Source organism: Blautia faecis (genome assembly GCF_027662325.1).
GTDB lineage: Bacteria > Bacillota > Clostridia > Lachnospirales > Lachnospiraceae > Blautia_A > Blautia_A faecis.
Genome location: NZ_JAQDKY010000005.1, coordinates 51555 through 72241 on the forward strand (window position 1 = coordinate 51555; position 20687 = coordinate 72241).

The following is a 20687-nucleotide window of genomic DNA, read 5'->3' on the forward strand; positions in this document are numbered from 1 at the left end:
AACATTTGCCCTAAATGTCGTCAAGGAATTTATTGATTTTTACTTGAAAAATTACCCGGACGTGAGCAGGAAATGAAAGTTTTTGTTGTGTTTTTCGGGAAAACTTGTTATATTAAAAATAATGGCTTTATTATGCTGAGCCAGAGATGGACGATCTGTGATGTTGTATTCGGGTCTCTGAATCTAAAAATGTATTTGAAAAATGATTTTTCAAACAGATTCTGGAACAGAGCTGACGCGACAGATCGCATTTGACTTATAATGGAGATAAATGTGAAGAAACAAAATAAACACGTGATTGCAATTGTGCAGGATGGAAGTATCGCACAGGAACTGGAGCTTGTGCCGGGAGATATACTGCTCACTGTAAACGGTCAGCCTGTGGAAGATATATTTGACTACCGATATCTGATGAATGAAGAATTCGTTGTTCTGGAAGTGGAAAAGGCAAACGGAGAGATCTGGGAGCTGGAGGTGGAGAAGGAATATGAAGAAGACCTTGGGATTACCTTTGAGAAGGATCTGATGGATGATTATCGTTCCTGTTCCAATCACTGCATTTTCTGTTTTATTGACCAGATGCCGCCTGGAATGAGAGATACTCTTTATTTTAAAGATGATGATTCCAGATTGTCCTTCATACAGGGAAATTATGTGACCCTGACCAATATGAGTGATCATGATATAGACCGGATCATCCGGTACCATCTGGAGCCCATTAATATTTCCATCCAGACCATGAATCCGGAACTGAGATGTAAAATGCTCCATAACCGCTTCGCCGGGGATGCATTGAAGAAGCTTCAGAAACTGTATGATGCAGGAATCACTATGAATGGGCAGATTGTTTTGTGCAAAGGAGTTAATGACGGTAAGGAACTGGATGACAGTATTCGCAAGATGTCTGCCTACGCACCAGTACTTCAGAGCGTTTCAGTAGTTCCGGTTGGTCTGACTAAGTTTCGTGAGGGGTTGTATCCGATGGAACAGTTTCAGAAGGAAGATGCATTAGAAGTTCTGGAGATTATTCATTCCTGGCAGAAGAAAATGATGGACCAGTATGGCATTCATTTTATCCATGCTTCAGATGAATGGTACATTCTGGCAGGGAAGGATCTGCCCATGGAAGAGTCCTATGATGGCTATCTTCAGCTGGAAAACGGTGTGGGAATGCTTCGGCTCCTTGGCGAAGAAGTGAAAGAAGCTGTTGCAGGCAGGGCAGGAGATGACCGAAGGATAAAGGCTGTCAGTGCTACAGGAGCTTTGGCGGCACCATTTATTAAGAAATATATGGAGATGATCCATGAGAAATTTCCAAATGTAGACGTGGATGTGATCTCCATAAGAAACGAATTTTTCGGAGAAACGATTACGGTGTCTGGTTTGATCACGGGACAGGATCTGATCAGACAATTAAGCGGCAGAGATCTTGGAGAGAAGCTTTTGCTTCCCTGCAACATGCTGAAAAATGAAGAAGATATTTTTCTGGATGATATCTCTGTGGAAGAGCTTTCCAGGAAACTGAACGTAGAAATTGTAATTGTGGATGAAGGTGGTTCAGACCTTGTGTCTGCAGTCCTTGATCCGATTGAACATAAGAAACAGAAAAGGAGACAAATGTATGAGCAAACCGGTAGTAGCAATTGTGGGCAGGCCTAATGTAGGAAAATCCACATTGTTTAATGTACTGGCAGGGGATAAGATTTCCATTGTTAAAGATACGCCAGGTGTAACCAGAGACAGAATTTATGCAGATGTATCATGGCTGGATAATGATTTTACTATTATTGACACAGGTGGTATTGAACCGGATAGTGGCGATGTGATTCTTTCTCAGATGAGGGAGCAGGCTCAGATCGCTATTGATACTGCAGATGTCATTATCTTTATTACAGATGTACATCAGGGACTTGTGGATTCTGATGCGAAAGTTGCAGATATGCTTCGCCGCAGCGGCAAACCAGTGGTACTTGCAGTGAATAAAGTGGACAGCATTCAGAAATATATGATGGATGTTTATGAATTTTATAATCTGGGAATCGGCGAGCCATTTGCCATTTCTGCAGCTAACCGTCAGGGACTTGGAGATATGCTTGATGAGGTCGTAAAACATTTCCCGGAGGATACGGGAGAGGATGAGGATTCTGATATTCCGAAGATTGCTATTGTAGGTAAACCTAATGTTGGTAAGTCCTCTCTGATCAATAAGCTGCTGGGGGAAGACCGTGTAATCGTTTCAGATATTGCTGGAACCACTCGTGATGCAGTTGATACGAAGGTTACCTGGAACGAAAAAGATTATATTTTTATCGATACAGCCGGACTCCGCCGTAAAGCAAAAGTAAAAGAAGAAATTGAGCGCTTCAGTGTGATCCGTACTGTAACAGCTGTAGAACGTGCAGATGTTGTAGTTGTAATGATCGATGCATCAGAAGGCGTTACAGAGCAGGATGCAAAAATTGCCGGAATTGCCCATGAGAAAGGCAAGGGCGTGATCATTGCAGTGAATAAATGGGATGCTATTGAGAAAAATGACAAGACCATTTACAAACATACTAACCGTATTCGGGAGGTCCTTTCCTTTATGCCTTATGCAGAAATCGTGTTTATTTCTGCCCGAACAGGACTTCGGATTTCCAGAATGTTTGAGACACTGGATGCGGTAATTGAGAATCAAACTATGCGTATCCAGACTGGTGTGCTTAATGAGATCCTTGCAGAAGCAGTTGCCATGCAGCAGCCGCCGTCTGACAGGGGCCGCCGTCTGAAAATTTTCTACATGACACAGGTTGCGGTAAAACCGCCTACATTCGTAATCTTTGTCAATGACAAAGAACTTATGCATTTTTCCTACACCAGATATCTGGAAAATAAAATCCGGGATGCCTTTGACTTTGGGGGCACACCGCTGAAATTTATTGTAAGAGAGCGCGGAGAGAAGGAATAAAGATGGAACGTATTATTTGTCTGGCTATTGGATATTTGTTTGGAATGTTTCAGACGTCATACATTATCGGAAAAATCCATCACATGGATATCCGTCAATATGGAAGCGGCAATGCAGGAACTACCAATGCCCTTCGTACTCTTGGAAAAAAAGCGGGGGCAATGACTCTTATTGGCGATATGCTGAAATGTGTGATTGCCATTCTGATCGTGGATGCAGTATTTAAGAATCGGTATCAGGAAATTCTTCCATTGCTTGGCATGTACACGGCAGCAGGCTGCGTGCTTGGACATAATTTTCCGTTTTATCTTGGATTCAGGGGCGGCAAGGGAATTGCAGCTTCTGCGGGAATGCTGCTGGCAATGGACTGGAGAGTATTTCTGATCTGCGCGGTGATCTTTATTGGGCTGGTAGCTATTACCCGCTATGTGTCATTGGGGTCAATGGCAGCATATGTAGGTGCGCTGATTTGTTTCATTGGGTTTGGCGCTGCGGGAAGTTATGGCATGGATTTCCCTCATACATTTGAGATGGATGTGATCATGGGACTTATGACAGCACTTGCAATTTACAGACACAGGGCGAATATTTACCGCCTTTTAAATGGAACTGAGAATAAGCTTGGTGCAGCGAAAACTGCAGCCAAATAAGATGAGGTGATAAAATGGCAAAAATCAGCGTAATGGGAACCGGAAGCTGGGGAACAGCACTTGCAATACTGCTTCACAACAATGGTCATCAGGTTATGTTGTGGTCTGCACATCCGGAAAAGGCAGCCAGTCTGAATCAGACCCGGGAGGATCCGAAAAAGCTTCCCGGAATTACAATTCCAGATGGAATTGTGATAACCGGTGATGAAAAGACAGCTTTGGATTCACCAGATATAGTTGTGTTTGCCTCACCATCCGCTTATATGCGTGCTATCAGCAAACGGCTTTCCCCATTGATTCGAAGGGGGCAGATTATTGTAAATGTGGCGAAAGGTGTAGAAGAAAATACACTTATGCCTGTGTGTGATATTATTAAAGAAGAGATTCCCCAGGCAGATGTTTGTGTGCTTTCAGGTCCAAGCCATGCGGAAGAAGTAAGCCGCGGACTCCCTACTACGTGTGTAGTCAGTGCCCGCAAAAAAGAGACCGCTGAATATCTCCAGGGCCTTTTTATGAGCCCTGTTTTCCGGGTGTATACGACACCGGATATGCTGGGGGTAGAGCTTGGCGGTGCCCTTAAGAATGTAATCGCCCTGGCAGCAGGGACTGCTGATGGCTTAGGGTATGGAGACAATACAAAGGCTGCTTTGATCACAAGGGGAATCGCAGAGATGGCGCGGCTTGGTGCCAAGATGGGCGCTAAACTGGAGACTTTTGCCGGCCTTTCCGGAATTGGTGATCTGATCGTTACCTGTGCCAGTGTGCACAGCCGAAACAGACGCGCCGGCTATCTGATGGGAAAGGGATACACCATGCAGCAGGCTATGGATGAAGTACAGATGGTTGTGGAGGGCGTTTATTCCGCAAAGGCAGCCAAAGCGCTGGCTGAAAAATATGATGTGGAAATGCCGATCATTATGGAAGTAAATAAGCTTCTGTTTGAAAACAAGCCTGCATCTGAAGCTGTGAAAGATCTGATGCAGAGAGAGAAACAGGGAGAAATTTCCTGGGAACTGTGAATGCTATATTCAGCAAATAAGCTGCTGCGAAATATAAAATACAGAAAATATAACTGAAAGAATAGAACCGTAAAAAACTGCCAGAGCAGTGAGCAAAAAAACAAAAGAGTATGCTCACTGTCCTGGCAGTTAATAATTTACAAAGGATGAAAAGATTAAAAAATAACATCCTTCAGATCATCCGGCACATGGGATGTATGGAGATCTTCGTTCAAAGTATCCATGATCGCCATATCTTCGTCCTCAATATTGAAATCAAAAATATTGGCATTGGAAACGATGCGGTCTGGATTGACGGATTTCGGAATTACAGAAATACCCTTCTGGATTGCCCAGCGAAGACCGACCTGAGCTGGGGTATGTGCATACTTGGTCCCGAGAACGCACATTACATCATTGTCAAGGTAAGCACCTCTGGCAAGCGGCGCATAAGCCTGAACCTGAATTCCTTCCGACTGGCAATATTCAATCAGTTCTTTCGGATAGCAAAGCGGATGACATTCGATCTGGTTGACGGCAGGTACAATACCGGAAATTTTCTTAAGCTCTTCCAGATGATGGATCTGGAAATTGCTGACGCCGATGGAAAGTACACGGCCGGTTTCAAGAAGCTTGGCCATCTCCATCCAGGTTCCGGTGTAGCAGCCAGGCACCGGCCAGTGAATCAGATAAAGATCCAGATAATCCAGCTTCAACCGCTCCATGCTTCTGTAAAAAGCACCATCTACATCTCCAAGGCGCTGCGCATTGTTCCAGATCTTGCTGGTGATAAAAAGTTCCTTACGGGGGATACCGCATTTGGCGATTGCCTTGCCTACGCTTTCTTCATTTTTGTATGCGGAAGCAGTGTCGATAAGACGATAACCTGCGTCCACTGCGGCTGTAATGGCTGTCTCTGCTTCGTTATCTGCTGTTTTATATACACCAAGCCCTAAAAGGGGCATTTCTCTGTCGGTATTCAGGAATACGGTTTCTCTCAAAGCTAATTCCTCCTCATTAAACAATAAATGCTGCTGCTCATGAAGTGATCAGCAACCAATAAATTTCATTCATTATAGCATATAATTACAAAACATTCACCTGTTTTTTACTTAAATACGCATTCGTTAATCTTTAGACAAACTTTAGAAAAAACTGGTAAAATTGTACAGAAATTAAAACATATATTTGTGTGGTAAAGCGTTGAAATTTGGTGAAATTTTATAATTATCTCCTTGCGTAATAATGAGAAAGGTTGTATAATAAAAGAAAAATTTGATAAATTTATGTCATAACTCTGCGATTTTTAGGTGGAAGAAAGAAAATGTGTTATGCATGAAGGTAAGAGGTATGCGGAATCTCATTATATTAAAAGGGAATAGAATATCTTTATATCCATTCTTACATGTTTTCTCACGTTGCCGGCGTGAGTTTTTTTCGTGCCTGGAAGAGAAACGATGTTATGATTTGTCTGCCACATTCAAGGCGGAAAGGAGTATTTACTATGCATTTGATCAAAGATGAAAACGGCAATCTGATCCAGCATGGTCATGAGCATACTCACCAGCATACCCATGCAGACGGAGTGAGCCATACACATGCGCATACCCATGACGGATCAGAAGGTCATGACCATACACATAATGAGGGACAGAATTGCAGTACAGACTGCGGCGGCTGTCAGGGAGGGGACTGCAAGAATGAGACAGTAGCTCTTCTTACCTATATGTTGCAGCACAATGAACACCATGCAGCAGAACTTGACCAGATGGCGGATAATCTTGCCAAGATGGGTATGGATGCCGCTGCGAAGACCATTAAGGAAAGCGTATCTGATTTCCAGAAAGGCAACATGCGCCTTGGCCTTGCCCTAACTCTTGTAAAAGAGGAAATGAAATAAGGAGGCATTATTATGTGTTTAGCAACTGTATATAAAGAAAATGACGATTCTGTAATCTTCAAGAATGTCAGCCGTATTAATGTAGATGGAAACAAACTTGTTCTCCGCGATATTATGGGTGATGAAAGAGTAGTAGAGGGAACCATCCTTATGGTAGACCTTGCGAACAGTATCGTTAAAGTAAAATGTGACTGACATGGATTTCCTGATTACGGTTCAGTGGAAATGTTTTACAAGGTGCGTTTGTGAACAAAATGCACAGTAACGTTTTCTACTGATGAAGAAAGATAAAAGCGGATTGCTTCAGCAACCCGTGACGCTTATCAGGTCTTGAGGCGTTATGCCTTTAGAATAAAAATTACTTAATACGTGGAGGTATGTAATTATGAAATTGTCAGAAGCAATGAGAGAAAGAATGCTTCTGTCTTTCGAGCTATTTCCGCCGAAGACAGAAAAGGGGATGGATAACCTTCCTGGGACGATCGATCATCTGATGAAATACAAACCTGCGTACATTTCCTGTACATACGGTGCAGGCGGCGGAAACGTTGGTGCTAACAGAGAAGTATGCCAGATGATCAAGAAAGCCGGAACAACACCGGTTACCCATTTCACAGTAATCAAGAACACGAAAGAGGGAATCAAAGAGCAGCTGGATCAGTACCTTGCAGAAGGTGTAGATCATATGCTTGCACTTCGTGGAGATATTCCGCTTGGTGAGACAACAACCTGCGGTGATTTCAACTACGCAACAGATCTTGTTAAATTTGTCCGTGACGAATTTGGTGACAAATTTGAAATCGCAGTTGCAGGATCCCCGGAGGGGCACATTGCATGCCGCAGCCTTGATGCTGATATTGCAGTTCTGAGACAGAAACAGGACAATGGTGCCGATTATATCATGACTCAGCTTTGCTGGGATATGGAGCAGTTTAAATACTGGCTGGATTCAATCCGTGAGGCTGGTGTTACAATGCCTGTAGACGTAGGAGTTATGCCAATCCTTGACATGTCCGCTACAATTAATATGGCACTTTCCCGTAACGGTTGTGTAATGGACCGTGAGCTTTGCAGACTCATCTCCAGAAACTGGCTGTTCCCGAATCCATTTGCAGCAAAAGATGCTGATGGCAAGCCGTTTGATATGTTCTATGATGATAAGATCAAGAGATTCAAAGAAGAGGGAATCGAGTACACGATCAGACAGATCGACGAGTACCGCGCTCTCGGCGTAGATGGCATCCATCTGTATGCTTTGAATAAATGGAAAGATGTATCCGAGATCATTGACAGATCCGGACTTTGTACTTTAATCTAATCGATTTTTACTTAAATTTTTCAGGAGGCAATTGATAGTATTATGGCACATGTAATTGCTGTCGCAGGTAAAGGCGGCGTTGGTAAAACCACACTATGCGGAATGCTGATCCAGTATCTCTGCGAGAAAGGCAAAGGACCGATCCTTGCAGTAGATGCTGACGCAAACTCAAATCTGAACGAAGTTCTTGGAGTAGAAGTGGAGACTACACTTGGTGATGTAAGGGAAGAAATTGCCCGCGCAGAGCTTGCAAGCGAGAATCCGATCCCGGCGGGAATGTCCAAGGCTGATTACGCTGAAAGACGTTTTGAGGATGCTCTGGTAGAAGATGATGATTTTGATCTTCTGGTTATGGGCAGAACCCAGGGAAAAGGCTGCTACTGTTTTGTAAACGGACTTCTTCAGACCCAGCTTGCCAAATACCAGAATAATTATCCTTATATCGTAGTTGATAACGAAGCTGGTATGGAGCACATCAGCAGGGGAGTACTTCCGTCCATGCAGACAGCGATTCTGGTCAGCGACTGTTCCAGAAGAGGTGTACAGGCTGTAGGCCGTATTGCAGAACTTATTAAAGAATGTGATATGCACCCGGATACAGTAGGACTTATCATTAACCGTGCTCCTGGCGGAAAGCTGAATGACGGAATCAGAGAAGAGATTGAGAAGCAGGGTCTTCATCTTCTGGGCGTAGTGCCGCAGGATGAGACTGTTTACGAGTATGACTGCGAGGGTAAACCGACTGCAGGTCTTCCGGAAGATAATCCGGTAAAGATGGCTCTTCGTGAGATCGTAGATAAGCTTGTTTTATAAGGGAAGTCCCCCTTACCCCACATGTTTATGTGATAAGAGGATAGAAACGGCATTATAATTCGCAGCAGGCAAGAACGCTGCTGCGGAATTTTTGCCAGGTATTTATCCCATGGGAGGGGATGGGTTCCGGAAAACGGAATATAAATAAATTTATCAAAAGTAACACATACTTAGAGGAGGTCAATAATGAGTGAATTCAAATTAACTACAGTGGAAGAATTCGAAGCTGCCACAGCCCGTCTTCTTGAGACTGGTGCAAAGGTAGGCGCTGATTCCTGGCAGATGCGTGTTAAGAATCAGACTCCACACTGTAAATTCGGTGAGCAGGGCGTATGTTGCCGAATCTGTTCAATGGGTCCGTGCCGTATTACACCTAAGGCACCGAGAGGTATCTGCGGATGCGATGTACATGGTATCGTAGGAAGAAACTTCCTTCGTTTCACAGCAGGCGGCGCAGCTACACACTCTGATCACGGACGTGAGATCTGTATCACACTTGGACATGCAAAAGAGGGCGGCGATTACCAGGTAAAAGATCCTGAGAAGCTGATCCGTATTGCAAAAGAGTGGGGCGTTGAGACAGAAGGCAAAGATATCTATGATCTGGCTCATGAAATGTCTGATCTGGCTCAGGAAGAGTACGGAAAAATCAGAGGATATTCCAGATGGCTTAAGAGAGCACCTCAGCATACACAGGATCTGTGGCATGCAGCTGGAATTGAGCCAAGAGCAATCGACCGTGAGGTTTCCTGTGCTCTTCATATGACTCATATGGGTAACACATCCAAACCGGAGGCTCTGATCCGTCAGGCGCTTCGTAACGGTCTTTCCGATGGATGGGGCGGTTCCATGTGCGGAACTGAGTTCTCCGATGTCCTTTTCGGAACTCCGAAGCCAATCGATACCGAGGCTAACCTTGGTGTTATGAATGCAGAGAATGTAAACATCGTTGTTCATGGACATGACCCGAGTCTTTCTGAGATGATCTGTGAGTATGCAGACAGCAAAGAGATGATCGACTATGCGAAATCCATGGGCGCTAAGGGAATCACTGTTTCCGGTGTATGCTGTACATCTAATGAGGTTGCAATGCGTCGCGGTATTCCGATGGCTGGTAACTTTTTACAGCAGGAGAACGTTGTACTGACAGGTGCCTGTGAGGCAATCGTAGTTGACGTTCAGTGTATTTTCCCAGCACTTGGACCTCTTTCCAAATGCTTCCATACAAAATTCATCACAACTTCTCCAATCTGCCAGATGCCAGATTCCGATTTCATTGAATTTGATGCAGGTACAGCAGGTGAGAAAGCAAAACAGATCGTAAAACTTGCATGTGAAAACTTCAAGAACAGAAAGCCAGAGCTTGTACATATCCCGGATCTGAAACATAAAGCTACTGTTGGTTACTCTGTAGAAGCAATCGTTAAGACACTTGACGGCGTAACAAACTCTCAGGTAGACGAGAACGGTACCACCAAACCTCTCCTTGAGTGTATTACATCTGGTGTTATCCGTGGTGCTGTTGCTATGGTTGGATGTAACAACCCGAAGGTCAGACCTGATACAGCTCACATCGAACTTATGAAGAAACTGATCGCAAACGATATCGTGATCATCGCTTCCGGATGTTCCGCACAGGCAGCTGCTCGTGCAGGACTTATGGACAAAGCTGCAAAAGATCTTTGCGGTGCTGGTCTGAAACGTGTTTGCGAGCTTGCAGATATCCCGCCAGTATTACATATGGGATCCTGTGTTGATATCAGCCGTATGCTGATCCTTGCATCTGAGCTTGCCAAGGATTCCGGACTGAACATTTCCCAGCTTCCAGTAGTAGGATGTGCTCCGGAGTGGATGTCTGAGAAGGCAGTTTCCATTGGAAACTATGTAGTAGCAACTGGTCTTGATACTTATCTTGGCGTAGAACCATATGTTTCCGGTTCTACAGAGGTTGCAAGCCTCCTTACAGAGGGTGTACGTGACTGGGTAGAGGCAGCATATACAGTTGAGAAAGATATTGATAAATTAGGCGATCTTATGATTGCGAGAATCGAAGAGAAACGTGACGCTCTCGGAATCTGATCGAAGGAAAGGCGCGATTAACTTATGAAAATAGCAGTAACCGGTAAAGGCGGAGTAGGAAAGACAACTTTTGCGGCAACACTTGCCAGATTATATGCAGATGAAGGGAAAAAGGTCCTTGCAGCTGATGTTGACCCGGACGCAAACCTGGGACTGGCGCTTGGATTCGATGAGGAAACATTGGATTCCATTGTTCCTATTTCCAAGATGCGTAAGCTGGTAGAGGAGCGTACCGGAGCCAACAGCCAGAATCAGTTTTATACACTGAATCCGAAGGTGGACGATATTCCGGACACCTACGGAAAGGTTTGTAATGGTGTAAAGCTGCTTGTCCTTGGAACCGTGGAAACAGGCGGAGGCGGATGTGTCTGTCCTGAACATGTCATGTTAAAAAGAATCATCAGCAACCTTGTAGTACACAGGGATGATGTGGTGATTATGGATATGGAAGCCGGTCTGGAGCATCTGGGCCGGGGAACCACGGAGAGCATGGATGAATTTATTGTGGTGATCGAACCAGGTGCAAGAAGTGTACAGACCTACAAGAACGTAAAACGTCTTGCAAAGGATCTTGGCATTACTCAGGTTAAGGTAGTGGCCAACAAAGTACGGAACGAAGAGGATGAAGAATTTATCCGAAACAAGATTCCGGCAGAAGATCTTCTTGGAATGATCCACTATAACGTAGAAGTTATGGACGCAGATCGCCAGGGAAAATCTCCCTATGATTTCAGCGAGACCGTAACAGCCGAAATCAGAAAGATTAAAGAAAAGATAGACAATGAAAACAGTCTGTAAATAATAGGAGGTACTACAGTGACTTTATTTGATAGAGTATTCAGCGGAAACGACGCTGTTTATGGATTAACAGAGGGCGCTATTGATGCAGCCATCGCACAGCATGGCGAAGACAAAGCAGTAAGCTTCCCTGATACCGCTTACAGCCTTCCTTGTTACTATTCTGTAACAGGAACCAAGATTACAACCTTAAAAGAGTTAAAAGAGGCTCTTGGCGTTGTAAAAACTCTTATGACAAGAGAGAAAAGACTGAACGACGCATTTATGTCCGGTATTGCTACCGCACTTTGCGCAGAGTTCATCGAAGTTCTGAAATATATTGACGGAGCAACACCATATGAGGAGCCATGCTATGGACACCTTGCAGATGCTGTGATCCGTGAACTTGGTGTACCGCTTGTAACAGGAGACATCCCTGGTGTAGCAGTTATCCTTGGAACAGCTCCATCTGTAGAAGAGGGTGTTGCACTTGTAAAGAGCTATCAGGCACAGGGTATCCTTGTAACACTGGTTGGCGGAATCATTGACCAGGTGAAAGAGGCTGGCATGAACACCGGAGCAAACGTACGTGTTATTCCTCTTGGAAAAGATGTTACAGCAGTTATCCACGTTGTATCTGTTGCACTTCGTGCAGCTCTGATCTTCGGTAACGTAACACCTGGAGATGCAGGTACACTTATGAAATACACCATGGACCGTGTTCCGGCATTCGTTAACGCATTCGGACCTCTGGATGACGTTGTAGTTGCTTGCGGAGCTGGCGCTATCGCACTTGGCTTCCCGGTAATCACAAACGAGACAGAGAACATCTTCCGCGTACCAAAGAGCCTTATTGTTCAGGAGGACGTAAGCAAATTCAACGCTACTTCCCTTGAGGCTCGTGATATTAAGATCAAAATCACAAACATTGATATCCCTGTTGCATTTGCATCTGCATTTGAGGGTGAGATCATCCGTCGTAAAGATATGCAGGTTGAGTTCGATGGTTCCCGTGTAGACTGTGCAGAGCTTGTACATACCTGTGATGCTTCTGAAGTTGAGGATCACAAGATTACAGTTGTAGGACCGGAAGTTGATGAGATGGAAGAAGGAAGCAAGAACAGCATCGCATACGTTGTTAAGGTTGCCGGCAAGAACATGCAGCCTGACTTCGAGCCTGTTATCGAGCGTAAATTCCATAACTACATCAACTGCATTGAGGGTGTATACCACACAGGCCAGAGAGATATGCAGCGTATCCGTATCAGCCATGCAGCATTTGATGCAGGCTTCCGTATCAAACATATCGGTGAAGTTCTTTACTCTCAGGTTAAGAACGAGTTTGACGCTGTAGTTGACAAGTGTGAAGTTGTGATCTACACAGATCCTGCTGAGTGTACCAGAATCCGTCATGAGGTTGCAATCCCGATCTTCGAAAAACGTGATGACCGTCTTGCAAACCTGACTGATGAGTCTGTTGATGTATATTACAGCTGTATCCTCTGCCAGGCATTCTCCCCGTCTCACGTTTGTGTTGTTACACCGGAGAGACTTGGACTTTGCGGAGCCGTTTCATGGCTGGATGCAAAAGCTACCAACGAGCTTGATCCGAACGGACCTTGCCAGGTAATCACAAAAGAGCGTCCGATCAACGAAGAGCTTGGATCTTATGAGGACGTTGATGAGGCAGTTCAGAAATTCTCCCAGGGTGCTCTTGAGCACGTTACCCTGTACTCCATCATGCAGGATCCTATGACCTCCTGCGGATGCTTCGAGTGTATCTGCGGTATCGAGCCATTCTCCAACGGTGTAGTTATCGCTAACCGCGAGTATGCTGGTATGACACCTCTTGGAATGACCTTCTCTGAGATGGCTTCCATGACTGGTGGTGGTGTTCAGACTCCTGGATTTATGGGACATGGTAAACACTTTATCGCTTCCAAGAAGTTCATGAAGGCTGAGGGTGGTATCGAGCGTATTGTTTGGATGCCAAAAGAATTAAAAGAGTTTATTGCTGACAGACTTAACGCTACTGCAAAAGAACTTTATGGAATTGATAACTTTACAGATATGATCGGTGATGAGACTGTTGCTACAGATCCTGAAACTCTGGTAGGATTCCTTACAGAGAAAGGACATCCGGCACTTGGACTTGATCCGATGATGTAATTTTGGGTAAATAAAGTTACTGTCGCATTGCGGCAGTAACTTTACTTGCCCTGTGATATCCGGTAGATTTATTGCAGGGCATGGATAAGAGTGCATTGAAATTCTGTGGAGAGGGAAAATTAAAATATTCTGCCATGGATCCGGAAATTTCAATGTATTTTTTACAGAATATGACAATACTGCATTGTAATGGAAGAAGAAAATGTAGTATAATATATTCTGATATTTACAATATTTAAGGAGGCTTTAAGAAATGCCATTTAATCAGAAACCACAGAAGTTCAACGCAAAGATCAACACTGTTACGGTTGGAACTGGCGATAAAGCGGTTACTATCGGAGGAAATTCTACATTTCCTTTCTATACCTTCGATGCTCCAACTGAGAACCGTCCGAAAATCGGTGTAGAAATCACTGACCTTGGACTGGATGACTTTGCACCAGGAATCAAAGCTTACTATGAAGGATGCACCACTATGGCTGATATTGCTAAGAAAGCAGCAGCTATGGAAGGTGGAGATTTTGTTGTACTCAATCTGGATGGCGGAGATCCAAACGGAGTTAACAAGTCTACAGAAGAGCTTATCGCAGTAGTAAAAGAGGTTGCAGAAGCAATCGACTGTCCATTAGTAGTTGAAGGCTGCAAGAACGTGGAGAAGGATGCGGAACTTCTTCCGAAGGTTGCAGAGGCTCTTCAGGGCAGAAACGTAATTGTTATGTCTGAGAAAGAGGAGAACTACAAGGCAATCGGTGCAGCAGCAGGACTTGCTTATAACCAGATCGTTGGTGCTGAGTCTGCTGATGATATCAACCTTGCAAAACAGCTGAACGTAGTTACAACACAGTTAGGTGTTGATGCGAAGAAGATCGTTATGAACGTAGGTACCGCTTCCGTTGGTTACGGATATGAGTACGTTGTATCTACTATGGACCGTATCAAAGGTGCAGCTTTATCCCAGAATGATAACATGCTGCAGATGCCGATTATTACACCAGTTTCTTCTGAGACATGGGGCGTAAAAGAATCAGTTGCTACTGAGGAAGATATGCCTGAATGGGGATCAGAGGATGAGCGTGGTATCAACATGGAAGTTATGACAGCAGCAGCAGACCTGGCAGCAGGTTCTGACGCAGTTATCTTAAGACATCCACAGTCTGTTAAGACCATCGCTAAGATGATTGACGCACTTGTGTAATAATTTTTAGGAGGAATAATTGATATGGCACTGAATGGTATTCAGATTTTTAAATTAACACCAAAGAAAAACTGTAAGGAATGTGGATGCCCGACATGTATGGCTTTCTCCATGAAAGTTGCACAGGGCGCTATGAAAATTGAGCAGTGTCCACATATGTCCGAGGATGCTTTAGCATCTCTTTCCGAGGCAACAGCTCCGCCAATGAAGACAATTAAGGTTGGCGCAGGCGCAGAGGAGCTTACCCTTGGTGGTGAGACCGTTCTTTTCAGACATGAGAAGACATTTGTAAACAAGTCCAGATATGCAGTTGAGCTTTGCACATGTATGGATGATGCTACAGTAGAAGCGAAACTTGCTGAAATCCCGAAGGTTGACTATGACCGTATCGGTGAGAGAATGTACACAGAGCTTGTATATGTAAACTGTGATGCTGATGCAGATGCAGACAAATATGTTGCTCTTGTTCAGAAAGCAGCAGGACTGGGACGTACACTTGTATTAGGATGTACAGATGTAGAAATTGCTAAAGCAGCTGTTGAAGTATGTAAAGACAGCAAACCGGTATTAAACGGAGCAAATGCTTCCAACTATGAGGCTATGAACGCAGTTGCAACAGCAGCTGGTGTTGTTCTCGGTGTATCCGGTAAAGATCTTAACGAATTATACGACACAGTAGCAGCACTTGAGAAGCTTGGAAACAAGAATCTGGTACTTGATGTAACAGGTGCAGATGTGAAAGAGACATTCGGAAATGCTGTTCAGGTTCGTCGTGCAGCTCTGAAAGATCAGGACAGAACCTTTGGATATCCTTCCATTGTTAACCTTGCAAAGATTGCTGGTGGAGATTATCACCTTCAGGCAGCACTTGCAGCTGTATTTACTATGAAATATGGTTCCATTATTGTTATGGAGCGTATGACATATGCAGAAGCTCTTCCATTATACGGACTGCGTCAGAACGTATTTACTGACCCGCAGAAGCCAATGCGTGTAGAGCCAGGCATCTACCCGATGAACGGCGCAGATGAGAACTCTCTTGTTGTAACAACAGTAGACTTCGCTCTTACATATTTCCTTGTAACAGGCGAGCTGGAGCGTTCCGGTGTTCCGCTTAACCTTGTTATCAACGATGCAGGCGGATTATCCGTACTGACATCCTGGGCTGCCGGTAAATTCTCCGGAAACAGCATTTCTGCATTCTTCAAAGAGAACGTAGAGCCTAAGGTTAAGAGCAGAAGACTTGTTATCCCAGGTAAAGTTGCCGTACTGAAGGGTGATCTGGAAGCTAAACTTCCTGGCTGGGAGATCATTGTTGGACCAAGAGAAGCTGTACAGCTTGTTAAGTTCTTAAAAGACCTTGACGCATAATGTGACTGTTTGATTTTTGAACAGCAGGCTTTATACAACTAAATCTTAAATAAAGGAGAACACTACAATGGCAAAATTTATTACTATTGGTGAGAGACTTTCCACAACAGCACCATCTGTAAACAAAGCATTTACAGAGAGAGATCCTGAGCCGATCTTAAAAAGAGCAAAACAGCAGCTTGATGCTGGTGCTGTATATCTTGATGTAAACATTGGACCAGCTGAGAACGATGGAGAAGACCTGATGAAATGGGCTGTTAAGCTCCTTCAGGAGAACTTCGACAATGTTCCGCTTGCACTTGATACTTCCAATAAGAAAGCTATCGAGGCTGGTATTTCTGTATACAACAGAAGTAAAGGAAAACCGATCGTTAACTCCGCAGACGCTGGCGGAAGAATCGAGAACATCGACCTTGCAGCAGCAAACGATGCTATCGTTATCGCACTTTGCTCAGCTGATGGTATCGCAGCAGACAATGACGAGCGTATGATGCACTGCCAGAACATGCTTGAAAGAGGTATGGGACTTGGCATGGATCCTTCTGATCTGTGGTTCGATCCGTTATTCCTGGTTGTTAAGGGAATGCAGGAGAAACAGATGGAAGTTCTGGAGGCTATCAAAATGTTCTCCGATATGGGACTGAATTCTACAGGCGGTCTGTCTAACAACAGTAACGGTATGCCGAAGAATATTCGTCCGATCATGGATTCCGCATTAGTTGCTATGGCTATGATGCAGGGTCTTACATCCGCAATTGTTAACCCTAACGACCTTCGTCTTATGGAAACAATCAAATCCTGCGATGTATTCAAGGGCAACACCCTGTATGCTGATTCCTATCTTGAACTGTAATTATCTATAGTTCATTTCTAATAGGGACGTAGATATAACGAGGGGCTGGGGCTTTGGCCTCAGTCCCTTTTTCTAACGGATAAGATGTAAAAAATGTCTGTTTTGGTTATTGTTCATGTGGTGAACAATAACCTGTTTTGGCAGATATGACCATATGAGAAAGGTGAGTGCCGGATGTTTAAGGTTACATTTTCTTTTGAAGATGGCAGTGTGGTAGAACATTTTGCCAATGCGGGGGACAATTTACTTGAATTAGCCAGAGAGGCCAATGTGGCCATCGATGCGCCGTGCTCCGGAAATGCTTCCTGCGGAAAGTGCCGGGTACAGTTAAAAAAAGGAGAACTGGACAGCAAGAAAACCTTGCATATCAGTGATGAGGAATATCAGGAAGGGTGGCGTCTTGCGTGCACGAGTAAAATCTGTGCAGACGTAACTGTGCTGGTACCTGATATTGCATCTGCCTATAAGAGCAGAATGAAGGTTGCAGATCTCAGCTCCAAAGAGGAAATTGCCATTTTTGAGAATTCCAAAAGAGACGTAGAAATGACCGGTATTGAGCTCAGAAACAGTCTGGATGTAATTGAACTTGATATGAATGAGCCAAGTCTTGATGACACCATGCCGGACAATGAGCGCCTTACAAGAGCATTAAAGAAATATATGAATCTGAAACAGGTAAGGATTCCTTATGCTGTATTAAGAAAATTGCCGGATGTACTCCGGGAAAATCATTTTAAGGTAAAATGTGTGGTTCGCACTGCACCCAATGATCTTTTTGTATACGATATTTTCGGAAAAGATGAAGAGGTGGTAGTGGGCGGACTTGCAGTGGATATTGGTACCACAACTGTTTCCGCAGTTCTGCTCAACATGGAGACTGGAGAGATTCTTGCCAAGGCTTCCTCTGGAAACGGACAGATCCGTTTTGGTGCAGATGTTATCAATCGTATCATCGAGCAGCAGAAGCCAGGTGGTAAGAAGAAACTACAGGATGCAGTAATTAAAGAGACAATCAATCCAATGATCGCACAGATGTGTAAAAGTGCAGGCATTCCTGCCAGTCATATTTACAGAATGTCTGTGGGAGCAAATACAACAATGAATCATCTGTTTGCCGGAATCAATGCGGATCCGGTCCGTATGGAACCGTATATTCCTGCATTCTTTAAGACCAATTCCCTTTTTGCTTCTGATGTGGGAATTGCTATTAATAAAGATGCGCATATTATCATTGCGCCGAATATTGGAAGCTATGTAGGCGGTGATATCACTGCCGGAACTTTAGTAAGTATGATCTGGAACAGACCAGAGTTTTCTTTATTTATCGACCTTGGAACTAACGGTGAGTTGGTATTTGGCAACTCTGATTTTATGATGAGCTGTGCATGTTCCGCTGGTCCGGCTTTCGAGGGTGGTGATATCAGCTGTGGTATGCGTGCAACTGATGGAGCTATTGAAGCTTGTACCATTGATAAGGAGACTATGGAACCAACTTATAAAGTAGTTGGAGAATCGGGAACCAAGCCGGTTGGACTTTGTGGTTCCGGAATCATTGATGTGATCAGCGAGCTTTTTATGTGCGGAATCATCAATCCTAAGGGCAAATTTGTCCGTGAGGGTGAGAGAATCCGTCACGATAAATACGGAATGGGAAGCTATGTGATCGCATTTGAAAAGGATGCAGGCTCTGTGAAGGATATTGAGATCACAGAGGTTGATATTGACAACTTTATCCGTGCCAAAGGTGCTATTTTCTCAGCAATCAGAACTATGATAAACAGTCTTGATTTTGACGTGAGCATGATCGATGACGTATACGTTGCCGGTGGTATCGGAAGTGGAATCAATATGAGAAATGCTGTAAATATCGGAATGTTCCCGGATATTCCTCTGGAAAAATTCCATTATATCGGCAACTCCTCCCTGACTGGTTCCTATCTGATGCTTCTTTCTACAGAGGCCGAGAAGAAGACCTATGAGCTTGCTGCCAATATGACATACATGGAGCTTTCCACAGTGCCAACTTATATGGACGAATTTGTAGGAGCGTGCTTTATTCCCCATACAGATACCGGAATGTTCCCTGATGTAATGAATGATTTACAGAACAGGAAGTAATTAATAAAATGCCATTTACAATTGATGACTTAAATTATGATAAAGACAGCAAAGAGAGAATGCCATGGGAGCACTATCTTGAGCTGTACGCAAAAGCTGATCCCAAGGAGATCACATCCAGACTTTCTATTCCATATGATGAAGAGGCTAAGGAATTTACTCTGACTTTCCTGGGCTCCGAATATAGGATCACATATCCGGATTTTCAGGTAAAACATGTGGCAGATGAGAAGAAATGTTATCCTCTGGAGGATATGATCTACGCAAAGATTCTTACCATTCGTTTTCTGTTAAATGGTTCCGCCTCTGTGGGGACTGGTAGGTTTAAAACTTACCGGGAAATGCCATGGGGAGAAGTATACCTGCGGCAGTTTGACGGACGCTGTATCAAAAGGCTTGCATTTACCTATGGAAACAGGCTGGACGATTTCCGGCTTGTAATGGATCATATGAAATGCAGTCCGGTGAAATTCGGAGATGTTGGATATGAATTATCTATTTATCCGGGCTATCAGATCCAGATGCTCCTTTGGGAAGGAGACGATGAATTTCCACCGTCTTCCCAGATTCTGTTTTCTGATAATTTTCCAGTGTCTTTTGCTGCGGAAGATATGGCGGTAATGGGAGATGTGATCATCGGTTCTTTGAAGGCTTTTCTGAAGGCTGCGAAAGAGCAGTAAGATTATAGTAGAACAGATTCTACATGAAAGTTAACTGAGATTTAAAATTTTTTAAATGTATAAGCTATATATTTTTAGATTAAAGCGGACTGGAGTGCGGCGGAGATATTTTTGTCAAATCTGCACCAGGATCCGTTTTGATAAATCCAAATTAAGCGGAGGCGTCTGGCTATTATACTAGCAGGGACGTAAAAAGGAGGTAAGTTACAATGGGATACAAGAGTGACATTGAAATCGCACAGGAATGCGAAATGCTGCCGATTACCCAGATTGCAGAGAAAGCTGGTATTGATGACAAATACCTGGAGCAGTATGGAAAGTATAAGGCAAAAATCGACTACAATCTCTTAAAAGAGAGCGACAAGAAAGACGGAAAACTGATCCTTGTAACAGCAATCAACCCGACCCCGGCTGGTGAGGGAAAAACAACTACAACAGTAGGACTTGCTGATGGAATGCAGAAACTTGGAAAGAGCGTTATGGTTGCACTTCGTGAGCCATCTCTTGGACCGGTATTCGGTGTTAAGGGTGGTGCCGCAGGCGGCGGATATGCACAGGTTGTTCCGATGGAAGATATCAACCTTCATTTCACAGGTGATTTCCATGCAATCGGAGCTGCAAACAATCTTCTTGCAGCAATGATCGATAACCATATTTTTCAGGGAAATGCACTGAACATTGACCCACGTAAGATTACATGGAGAAGATGTGTGGATATGAATGACCGTCAGCTTCGTAATGTGATCGACGGTCTTGGTGGAAGAACAAACGGTATGCCTCGTGAAGACGGTTACGATATTACAGTAGCATCTGAGATCA

Annotated in this window: 18 protein-coding genes; 17 read left to right on the top strand and 1 reads right to left on the bottom strand. The window is 44.1% G+C overall.

The window, feature by feature from the left end:
- Positions 1–273 precede the first annotated feature (273 nt).
- The 4 genes from PGQ38_RS04095 to PGQ38_RS04110 are packed head-to-tail and all read left to right on the top strand — an operon-like array spanning position 274 to position 4616.
- Complete coding sequence (locus tag PGQ38_RS04095) at positions 274–1659, top strand: DUF512 domain-containing protein (RefSeq protein WP_330386365.1); 1386 nt, start codon at positions 274–276, stop codon at positions 1657–1659.
- The gene (gene der, locus PGQ38_RS04100; protein ID WP_118578448.1) at positions 1622–2947 is read left to right on the top strand and encodes a ribosome biogenesis GTPase Der; all 1326 of its coding nucleotides are present in this window, start codon (positions 1622–1624) and stop codon (positions 2945–2947) included. Before PGQ38_RS04095 ends, der begins: the two co-directional genes overlap by 38 nt.
- 2 nt (positions 2948–2949) lie before the next feature.
- Positions 2950–3597, top strand: a complete 648-nt coding sequence (gene plsY, locus PGQ38_RS04105; protein ID WP_118578447.1) for a glycerol-3-phosphate 1-O-acyltransferase PlsY — start codon at positions 2950–2952, stop codon at positions 3595–3597.
- A 14-nt stretch (positions 3598–3611) separates the two neighbouring features.
- Positions 3612–4616 carry an NAD(P)H-dependent glycerol-3-phosphate dehydrogenase gene (locus tag PGQ38_RS04110; protein ID WP_270430863.1) on the top strand — a complete coding sequence of 335 codons (1005 nt, stop codon included), beginning with the start codon at positions 3612–3614 and terminating at the stop codon, positions 4614–4616.
- 155 nt (positions 4617–4771) lie between these two features.
- On the opposite strand, the gene PGQ38_RS04115 is transcribed toward PGQ38_RS04110, so the two are convergent.
- Entirely contained in the window at positions 4772–5596 is an 825-nt protein-coding gene (locus tag PGQ38_RS04115) for an aldo/keto reductase (RefSeq protein ID WP_270413826.1), read from the bottom strand.
- 503 nt (positions 5597–6099) lie between these two features.
- On the opposite strand from PGQ38_RS04115, the gene PGQ38_RS04120 reads away from it, so the two are divergent.
- The 13 genes from PGQ38_RS04120 to PGQ38_RS04180 all read left to right on the top strand — a co-directional run.
- Positions 6100–6495: a DUF8180 domain-containing protein gene (locus PGQ38_RS04120; RefSeq protein ID WP_118578445.1), complete on the top strand. Its 396-nt coding sequence runs from the start codon at positions 6100–6102 to the stop codon at positions 6493–6495.
- Positions 6496–6507: 12 nt separating this feature from the next.
- Positions 6508–6690 carry a CooT family nickel-binding protein gene (locus PGQ38_RS04125; RefSeq protein ID WP_118578444.1) on the top strand — a complete coding sequence of 61 codons (183 nt, stop codon included), beginning with the start codon at positions 6508–6510 and terminating at the stop codon, positions 6688–6690.
- Between the two features lie 190 nt (positions 6691–6880).
- Entirely contained in the window at positions 6881–7813 is a 933-nt protein-coding gene (locus PGQ38_RS04130; protein WP_118578443.1) for a methylenetetrahydrofolate reductase, read from the top strand.
- Between the two features lie 42 nt (positions 7814–7855).
- Positions 7856–8626 (top strand): ATP-binding protein, encoded by a 771-nt coding sequence (locus tag PGQ38_RS04135; RefSeq protein WP_195477514.1) that lies wholly within the window; start codon positions 7856–7858, stop codon positions 8624–8626.
- Positions 8627–8812: 186 nt separating this feature from the next.
- Positions 8813–10705, top strand: a complete 1893-nt coding sequence (gene cooS, locus PGQ38_RS04140) for an anaerobic carbon-monoxide dehydrogenase catalytic subunit (RefSeq protein WP_270430866.1) — start codon at positions 8813–8815, stop codon at positions 10703–10705.
- 24 nt (positions 10706–10729) lie between these two features.
- The gene (locus PGQ38_RS04145; RefSeq protein ID WP_195477526.1) at positions 10730–11503 is read left to right on the top strand and encodes an ATP-binding protein; all 774 of its coding nucleotides are present in this window, start codon (positions 10730–10732) and stop codon (positions 11501–11503) included.
- 18 nt (positions 11504–11521) lie between these two features.
- Positions 11522–13651, top strand: a complete 2130-nt coding sequence (gene acsB / locus PGQ38_RS04150; protein ID WP_195477528.1) for an acetyl-CoA decarbonylase/synthase complex subunit alpha/beta — start codon at positions 11522–11524, stop codon at positions 13649–13651.
- Positions 13652–13904: 253 nt separating this feature from the next.
- Entirely contained in the window at positions 13905–14846 is a 942-nt protein-coding gene (gene acsD / locus PGQ38_RS04155) for an acetyl-CoA decarbonylase/synthase complex subunit delta (protein ID WP_195477530.1), read from the top strand.
- A gap of 24 nt (positions 14847–14870) precedes the next feature.
- Complete coding sequence (gene acsC / locus PGQ38_RS04160; RefSeq protein WP_195477532.1) at positions 14871–16217, top strand: acetyl-CoA decarbonylase/synthase complex subunit gamma; 1347 nt, start codon at positions 14871–14873, stop codon at positions 16215–16217.
- A 67-nt stretch (positions 16218–16284) separates the two neighbouring features.
- Positions 16285–17070, top strand: coding sequence for a carbon monoxide dehydrogenase/acetyl-CoA synthase methytransferase subunit (gene acsE, locus PGQ38_RS04165; RefSeq protein WP_021926205.1), 786 nt, complete (start codon positions 16285–16287; stop codon positions 17068–17070).
- Between the two features lie 174 nt (positions 17071–17244).
- Positions 17245–19188 (top strand): corrinoid activation/regeneration protein AcsV, encoded by a 1944-nt coding sequence (gene acsV / locus PGQ38_RS04170; protein WP_195699328.1) that lies wholly within the window; start codon positions 17245–17247, stop codon positions 19186–19188.
- An 8-nt stretch (positions 19189–19196) separates the two neighbouring features.
- Positions 19197–19868, top strand: coding sequence for a DUF3786 domain-containing protein (locus PGQ38_RS04175; RefSeq protein WP_195699329.1), 672 nt, complete (start codon positions 19197–19199; stop codon positions 19866–19868).
- A gap of 209 nt (positions 19869–20077) precedes the next feature.
- Positions 20078–20687: formate--tetrahydrofolate ligase (locus PGQ38_RS04180; RefSeq protein ID WP_270430870.1), on the top strand; the 610-nt coding region annotated here is incomplete at its 3' end.